Genomic DNA, 7,623 nt, shown 5'->3' with positions numbered 1-7,623 from the left:
GTCAAGGGCGAGGAACACTTCGTGGATGCCGTCGCGGCGAGCCCACGCCTTCTTCCACCACCGCACCAACGAGCAGAATCTCACCATCGCCGCATCCAACGCGACCTCGGCTACCGTAGCCCTGAGGGGCGCTGTTGCATTTGCCGATCGGATGGCGCGTTGAAGCGAGTGCCGGCCGGTCTTCAGATGGCGGTGGCGAGTTCGGTGAACGCCGCGACGACGCGGAGTCCGCGTGGGGCGTCGATGCCGAGTTCGTAGTGTCCGCGGCGGAGGTTCTGCATGAACGCGTGTCCGGCGATGATCGTCTGCGCGGTCCGGTCGGTCCGCAGTCCGCGCATCGGTCTGAGCCGGTGCTTGAGCTGGCTATGGTCGGCTTCCACCCGGTTATTGGCGTGGCGTTCGACGTGGTGCCACGCCGACGGAACCAGCTCACAGAGCACCGCCAGGTACACCGACGCCGCGTCGGTGATCACCTCGGTGGGTCGCACCTTCAACATGGCCATCGCCCGGCGGAAAAACCGTCGTGCCGCAGCAGCGTCGCGGCGGGCGGAGACGAGCACATCGATGACCTGCCCATCCTGATCGACGGCGCGGTACACGTACCGCCAGACACCGTTGACCTTGACATAAGTCTCATCGGTGAACCACCTGTCGCCCGGCGCGTGCCGGCCGAATCTGGCCGCGTCGGCCAGCAGCGGCGTAAAGCGCTGCACCCACCGGAAGACGGTGACATGGTCGGCCTCGACACCACGCTCGAGTAGCAGTTCCTCGACGTCGCGGTACGACAGGTTGTAGCGCAGGTAGAGCCGGACGGCGACCATGATCACGTCTGGTGGGAACCGGAACCCGGCGAACGCTGACCGCGGTGGCTGGACTGGACACCGGCGGTTCGAGTGCTTCACCGTTCCAGCCTGCCTGACCAGGGCATCGATCAATGCAACGGACCCCCTCTACACGGCCATCGACATCTACTCCCGCTACGTCGTCGGGCACCTCGTCGCCGCCGGCGAGGACGGCCAGCTCGCCGAAGCGCTCATCGCCGACGCCGCCACCCGCGAACGCGTCGACCCAGACCAGCTCACCGTCCACGCCGACCGCGGCGCAGCGATGACCTGCAAGACCGTCACCCAGCTGCTCACCGAGCTGAAGATCGGCCGTAGTCACAGCCGACCCAAGACGTCCAACGACAACCCGTACATCGAAGCCAGCTTCAAAACACTCAAGTACGACCCGACGTTCCCGGACCGGTTCGGCTCCATCCAGCACGCCCGCCAATACTGCGACGCGTTCTACAGCTACTACAACCACGAACACCGCCACTCCGGAATCGGGCTGCACACCCCGGCCTCGGTCCACCACGGCACCGCCGAACAGATCCGCCGGCAGCGGCAACAGACCCTCGACACCGCCTGGGCCACCCACCCCGAACGGTTCGGACGCCGCCGACCAACCCCACCTGACATCCCACACCGGGCATGGATCAACAAACCCGACAGCACCGACCCCGACGAGCCCGCCTACACGACCCACCCATCAGCACCGCTACCAGCAAGGTAACCAACATCAAGAAGTTGTCTCACTGGACTTGACAGGTTCCGAACGTCACGCAGGCCGCCTCGCAGATCGGCGACTCGTCCAGCCATCCGTACCGTGCGATCTCCTCCACGCGAACACGGTACGGGCGGATCATCCACCACGGTGACCCGCCCGCATCTTCCCAGGGGGAGAACCGGACCCTGATCGGGCGAGCAGCCGAGGTCCCCCGGTCCCCGTGATCCCGGCGACCGCTGGATCTGTTGGCGGCACTGCGCCGGCAGCGGCCTGATCGCTCACCACACGGAAGACCGGATGGTCGCACGCCCGCGCGCACTGCGGCACGAGCGAGCAATGCGGCTGCGGTTCGACGCGGCGGGCCGCCGCCACGAAGCGTGACGATCTCCACATCGGCGGGCCGCGCGAGACCTGCGGCATGTGCGCGCAGTCCCTCAGGACTCGGCGGAGACATCCGACCGCGTTTCCTGGGGAGTGCGGTCAGGCGACGGCGGGGAACTTGATCGACGTCCCGTCGCCGCTGCAGGTGACCCGTCGGAGACCGTGGCGGCGGTGGAGCAGCAGATCGACGAGCACGACGTCGACCTCCGGCGGATGGCGGACGCCATGCGGGCCCGCATCGACCGCAAAGGGCATGACGGCGTCAGGGACGGGGTACGAGACCAGACCCGGCGGCCTCCGCGGCCGGCGACAGGAACGCCACCGACACCGACTCCATGAGCCGCAGCACGGCCGGGCTGTACAGCTCCTTCGGCCGCCGGTGCTGGAGCAGGGTCTCGTCGACGACGGTGCGGATGAACCGGCCGCTGCCCCGGTGCCGCCCGACGACCCAGCGCCGGTCGTCGGCGCCGTTGAACCGCTCCGACACCCATACGTTGGCCCGCGGCGCGAACAGTCGCGTGCCGCGGGCGACGTTGGCGACCACACCCCAGCCGAGCCCCAGCCCGTCGGCGGTCTCGGCCGGGCCGCCCGCGAGGACGTCCAGCGGATCCTTGCCGCCGGAGGCGTGCAGGGCCCCCGCGAAATCCGCCGCGGTGAACGGCACGCCATCGTCGCGCCAGCCGCGGGTGAAGTCCCGTGCCGGCCGGCAGTCACAGAACCCGGCCCCGTCATGCTCCAGCAAGTGCGTCAGCAGCTGCACCGTCTGCGGGCCGCACCCGCCCCAGACGCGCAGCGTCACGTCGGTCAGGTCATGGCTGTACCAGTGCTGGAGCCGTATGTCGACCCCGGCACCCTCCGCACGGTCGAGCCGCCATCCGTCCGGCGCCTTCCATGCCGGCCGGCGGCTCGGGTAGAGCCCGTCCAGCAGCGACACCACCAGCGGGTGGGGCATCGAAGTCCGGACGTACACCATGCGCATGCCGCAAGGGTAGGCCCCGAGCACCCTCGGCAGCGCGTTGCAGCTGCGCGGGATCGCTTCGGGTCACTGTCCGACCTGGACGAGGCAGTTGCCCTGCTGTGCCGGGCCGCGAAGGCCGTCCGGCCCGGGCACCCGGACGCCGCCAAGTTCCTGTCGAACGTGGGCTACGGGTTGCGGCTGCGCTACGACCGCACGGGTCACGTGACCGACCTCGACGAGGCCGTGGCGTTCGGCCGTCGCGCGGTCGGCGCGGTCGAACCGGGACACCCCGACCGGGCCAGGTGCCAGACCAACCTCAGTGGCGCGCCTCGCGTGCGGTTCGACCGGGTGGGGGCGCTGGCGGACCTGGACGAGTCGGTTGCCGTCGGCTGGGCCGCGGTCGAGGCCACACCGGTCGGCCATGCCACGCTGCCCAAGTATCTGTTGAACCTGGCTGGAGCGCTGGGCGCGCGGGCCGAGCGCATCGGCGACCGCTCGGGCCGGCGGGAAGCCCTGGCCGCGGCCCGCCGAGCGGTGGAGCTCACGCTGGCCGATCATCCAGACCTCGGGTTGTTCCTGTCCAGCCTGACCGGCAAGCTGCTCGGCCGCGGCGGGTCAGACACCGATGCCGCCAACGTCGACGAGGCCGTTGCGGTCGCCCGCCGTGGCGTCGATGTCACACTTTCCGACCACCCGGATCTTCAGATGGCGGTGGTGAGTTCGGTGAACGCTGCGGCGATGCGGAGTCCGCGTGGTGCGTCGATGCCGAGTTCGTAGTGTCCGCGGCGGAGGTTCTGCATGAACGTGTGTCCGGCGATGATCGTCTGCGCGGTGCGGTCGGTCTGTAGTCCGCGCATCGGTCTGAGCCGGTGCTTGAGTTGGCCGTGGTCGGCCTCCATCCGGTTATTGGCATGAGGCTCGACGTGGTGCCACGCTGACGGGACCAGCTCATCGAGGACCGCTGGGTACACAGGCGCTGCGTCGGTGATCACCTCGGTGGGTCGCACCTTCAACGTGGTCAGCGCCCGGCGGAAGAACCGGCGTGCCGCCGCGGCGTCGCGGAGGGCGCAAACGAGCACGTCGATGACCTGGCCGTGCTGGTCGACGGCGCGGTACACGTACCGCCTGACGCCGTTGACCTTGACATAGGTCTCGTCGGCGTACCACCTGTCGCCGGGTGCGTGCCGGCAGAATCTGGCTGCGTCGACCGGCAGCAGCGTGAAGCGTTGCACCCAGCCGAAGACGGTCACGTGGTCGACCTCGACACCACGCTCGATGAGGAGTTCTTCGACGTCGCGGTCGGAGAGGTTGTACCGCAGGTAGAGCCGGACGGCGACCATGATGACGTCGGGTAGGAACCGGAACCCGGCGAACGCTGACCGCGGTGGCAGGACTGGACGCCGGCGGTTCGAGTGCTTCACCGTCCAAGCCTGCCTGACCAGGGCATCGATCGATGCAACGGAGTCCTCCGGTCCAACCTGCAGTCGCTGCAACGCGAACACCCCGAGATCGCGGCCACGCTGGCGAGGTGCCGCACTGCTCTCGACCGGCCGTTCGCAGATCCATTGGCCGAGTAGCCGCTGAGCGCTCGGCAGCCGCCCCCGCCGTCCGCTTCACCACGTGCAACGACCCGGCCGCACTCGGCATGTCGATTTGGGTCGGCGTGGGAGTCGAGGTGCAGCGAGTCGAGTCCATGCGGGTTCCGTGAAACGGACGTGCCGACGGCGACCGCGTCGATGTCCGGGCCGCTGCTGGTGGCGTTGGCGAACGACGTGGTCGAGACCCGCCCCACGGAACGGCAGGCTTCATGGCACGATGACCGGCGATGACGATTGCGACGCTCACCTGGGCGGATGTCGATCCTGCCCGGCATCCGTTCGATCCGGGCACGGTGCATGATGTGGTGCGGGCGGTCGCTTCGGCCGGTGGGGTGCCGGCGCCGTACCGGTACAACCGCTTCACCGTCTTCGATCCGGCGACGGCCGAGGCGGACTGGAGCCGGGAGCGGGCCGCTGAAGAGGCGCGCTGGGCGTGGCAGCAGGCGATGGACGCGGCGCTCGTCGAGCACTACGGTGGCTGGGCCGCCGGCTGGAACGCGCAGATGGGCGGGCGCACCGCCGACGGTGCGCTGGTGCTGCGGTGGAACGGCGCCCGGGACTCGATCACCACGCCGGAGGAGACCCTCGAAGCCGTCGCCGGGGCGCTGCTGGACTGGCGGACGTTCCTCGAGGACCTGGCCGAGCTGTTCGCGCGGCACCTGCCGCTGCCCGCGGAGTCCAGCGCGGCGTTCGTCGCCTGGGAGGCCACGGTTGCCACGCTGGTCGCGGCGGTCGCGGCCCGGTCCGGTGCGGACGAGCACTGGTACCCGGTCTGCAGCCTGGCCCTGAAATGGTTCCTCGATGTCGCCGAGGTGCCGGGCGACGGGCACGACGCGCTCGTCGAGGCCGCGGTCGGCGGGCGGTTCTGGAGTTCGGTGTCCCCGCAGGGCGCGGAGGTGGCCGACGCGGCGGAGTCGCTGGCGGCGGCTCTCACCGGCATCACGCCACCACCGGACGATGCGTGGCCCGACATCTGGCCGCAGGACTGGCCGAGCTGGCGCAGCACGGAGCTGCCGGCCGCAGCGCGGGCGCCACGAACGCCGCCGCCAGTGGTGGTGCCCGACACCCTGGCGGCGTGGCGGCGGATCCGGCGGGAAGCCCGCTGGGAGCACGCCACCGGGCACGTCGAAGGGCCGGTGCGCACCCACCGGGACGGCATCGCCGAGCACTTCGCGAAACGCGGGTGCCGCACGGTCCTTGCCGCGCTGGCGCTGGTCCGCGAGGACGCGAACGCGGGCGGCCCGCTTACGTTCGCCCGCCTCCAGGCGTGGCAGCAGCAGGTGCTCGGCACCACCACGGCGGGGTTCCGCACGACGTCCGCGTGGGCGAGGGCGGGCCGGGAGCGGTACGCCTACCGCGACGACCTGCCGGCGGCGTTCGAGGCATGTCTGGCCGAGGCCACCGACCCACTTGTGCCGCTGCCGTCGAGGGCCGCGAGGGTGTTCCTCGACGTGCTGTTCTTCCACCCGTTCGCTGACGGCAACGCGAGATCGGCGGCGCTCGCGCTGTACTTCGTGCTCGGCAGCGATGGGGTGGTGCTGGCCCGGGCCGCGCCGCTGCTGATGACCCGCTGGCCGGCGGCCGACCCGCGCGGCGCTGAGGGGCTGGCCCGTTTCGTCGCCGCGCTCATCGAGCAGACCCGGCGCTGAGGACCGACCAGCCGGGCACGAACTCCAGTCGTGTCCGGCGGGGTCCGCCGGGTCGCAGTCGGCGACGGCCCGTATGTCTCCGACTCCGCGGTCGCGATGCGTTCGCGCGGTGATTTCGGCGTCGGTGCGAGTGATTGACGTCGCCGCTGTGGCGGATCCCTCGATCGGGCGACCGCCCGGGCCGCGGAGTCGGACCGGCCGTGACGCACCGGCTGGCCGCCTCGTTGGTATAGGTGAGAGATGTTCGTGGTGCGGGGGCCTTGACCGAAGTTGAGGTGATCGTCATGGCCGACACCGACATGATCATTCGAGATCCAGCGACGGGGACGTTCGGGTTCCGGCTGGAGTTGGGACGCGACCGCAACGGGGCGCGTATGCAGGCCCGGCGGGCCGGGTTCGCCACCGAGCAAGCCGCGCTGGTCGAGTACCGCCGCCTCAGCCGCCGCCGGGATGCGAACCTGGCCCGGCCACGGCTGAGCGACACGATGCAGACCGTGTGTCAGGACTGGTTGCGGTCGCGGGAGCAGGAACTGCAACCCAACACCTTGTACAACTACACGTGGCTGCTCGGGCTGCTCTACCCGTACATCGGCAAGGTACGAGCCTCCCGGCTCAGTGCCCGGATGACGGAGCGCGCCTACCGGGATCTGGAGCAGGCCGGCTATTCCCGAAGTACCCTGCGCACGCTGGACTTGGTGTTGACCAAAGCCTTCGCGGCGCAGACCGGACGCACTCTGGGTACGCACAAGCCGCGGGTGAGCGACCGGGTGCGACCGGTGTGGACCCTGGCCGAGGCCCGGCGTTTCCTCGAGCAAGTCCAGGGTGATCGGCTCTATCCGCTGTGGCGGCTGCTGCTGACCACGGGCCTGCGGCGTGGCGAGCTGTGCGGGCTGATGTGGCAGGACTTGGAGCAGGATCAGGGCAGTCTGAAGGTGTGCCGGCAACGGGTGATCGAAGACCCGACCAGCGAGGTCCGAGAGAAGCCGCCCAAGTCGCACAACGGCACCCGCACCCTGCTGCTGGACCCGGCGACCCTCACAACGCTCACCACCACCAAGACGCACGCGAAGGCACCGGCGGGTTCGCGGTACATGTTCACCGGTCGTACCGGCCGGCCGCTGCGCCCGGACAATGTCACCAGCCGGTTCAACCGCCTCGCCGCGGATGCTGGGGTCCGTTCGATCGGCCCGCATCAGGTCCGGCATCTGCTGGTCTCGAGCTTGCTCGATGGCGGGTACGGCATCCATGAGGTCGCCGAACGTCTCGGGCATGACCCCGGCACCCTCATGCGCTACTACACCCGGGTCAGCGCCGCCCGCCGCCGCCAGGCCACCCACCGAATCGCCGAGCTCATCGCGCCCTGACTTGGGCAGGCGGATGGGACCGACAGGGCCGGCAGTCGTCACGATGAGGTGATCCGTTGGACCCCTTTACTCGGCAGGTTTATGCTTGTGGTGACCTGGGAGAACGTGCTTGAGCACGTCGC

Annotated in this window: 7 protein-coding genes; 4 read left to right on the top strand and 3 right to left on the bottom strand. The window is 69.8% G+C overall.

Translation table 11 applies throughout. The annotated features are described in order from the left end of the window. Positions 1-182: 182 nt before the first annotated feature. The gene (locus ABD332_RS58015; protein WP_344515411.1) at positions 183-821 is read right to left on the bottom strand and encodes an IS6 family transposase; all 639 of its coding nucleotides are present in this window, start codon (positions 819-821) and stop codon (positions 183-185) included. Between ABD332_RS58015 and ABD332_RS58010 the strand changes: the two genes are divergently transcribed. Continuing rightward, entirely contained in the window at positions 820-1,557 is a 738-nt protein-coding gene (locus tag ABD332_RS58010) for an integrase core domain-containing protein (protein WP_344515407.1), read from the top strand. The genes ABD332_RS58015 and ABD332_RS58010 overlap by 2 nt on opposite strands. 637 nt (positions 1,558-2,194) lie before the next feature. On the opposite strand, the gene ABD332_RS58005 is transcribed toward ABD332_RS58010, so the two are convergent. Beyond that, positions 2,195-2,911, bottom strand: coding sequence for a hypothetical protein (locus tag ABD332_RS58005; protein ID WP_344515405.1), 717 nt, complete (start codon positions 2,909-2,911; stop codon positions 2,195-2,197). Between the two features lie 159 nt (positions 2,912-3,070). Here ABD332_RS58005 and ABD332_RS58000 point away from each other — a divergent pair, with 159 nt between their 5' ends. After that, positions 3,071-3,667 carry a hypothetical protein gene (locus ABD332_RS58000; RefSeq protein ID WP_344515403.1) on the top strand — a complete coding sequence of 199 codons (597 nt, stop codon included), beginning with the start codon at positions 3,071-3,073 and terminating at the stop codon, positions 3,665-3,667. On the opposite strand, the gene ABD332_RS57995 is transcribed toward ABD332_RS58000, so the two are convergent. Continuing rightward, positions 3,592-4,281, bottom strand: a complete 690-nt coding sequence (locus ABD332_RS57995) for an IS6 family transposase (RefSeq protein ID WP_344515409.1) — start codon at positions 4,279-4,281, stop codon at positions 3,592-3,594. The genes ABD332_RS58000 and ABD332_RS57995 overlap by 76 nt on opposite strands. A gap of 434 nt (positions 4,282-4,715) precedes the next feature. On the opposite strand from ABD332_RS57995, the gene ABD332_RS57990 reads away from it, so the two are divergent. After that, complete coding sequence (locus ABD332_RS57990; RefSeq protein ID WP_344515401.1) at positions 4,716-6,137, top strand: Fic family protein; 1,422 nt, start codon at positions 4,716-4,718, stop codon at positions 6,135-6,137. Positions 6,138-6,397: 260 nt separating this feature from the next. Beyond that, positions 6,398-7,501 carry a tyrosine-type recombinase/integrase gene (locus tag ABD332_RS57985; RefSeq protein WP_344515399.1) on the top strand — a complete coding sequence of 368 codons (1,104 nt, stop codon included), beginning with the start codon at positions 6,398-6,400 and terminating at the stop codon, positions 7,499-7,501. Positions 7,502-7,623: the final 122 nt, after the last annotated feature.

Source organism: Dactylosporangium maewongense, from assembly GCF_039531485.1.
In the GTDB taxonomy this organism is placed as follows: Bacteria; Actinomycetota; Actinomycetes; order Mycobacteriales; family Micromonosporaceae; genus Dactylosporangium; species Dactylosporangium maewongense.
Note: the sequence above shows the minus strand (reverse complement) of the source record. Positions and strands in the feature narration are given on the sequence as shown.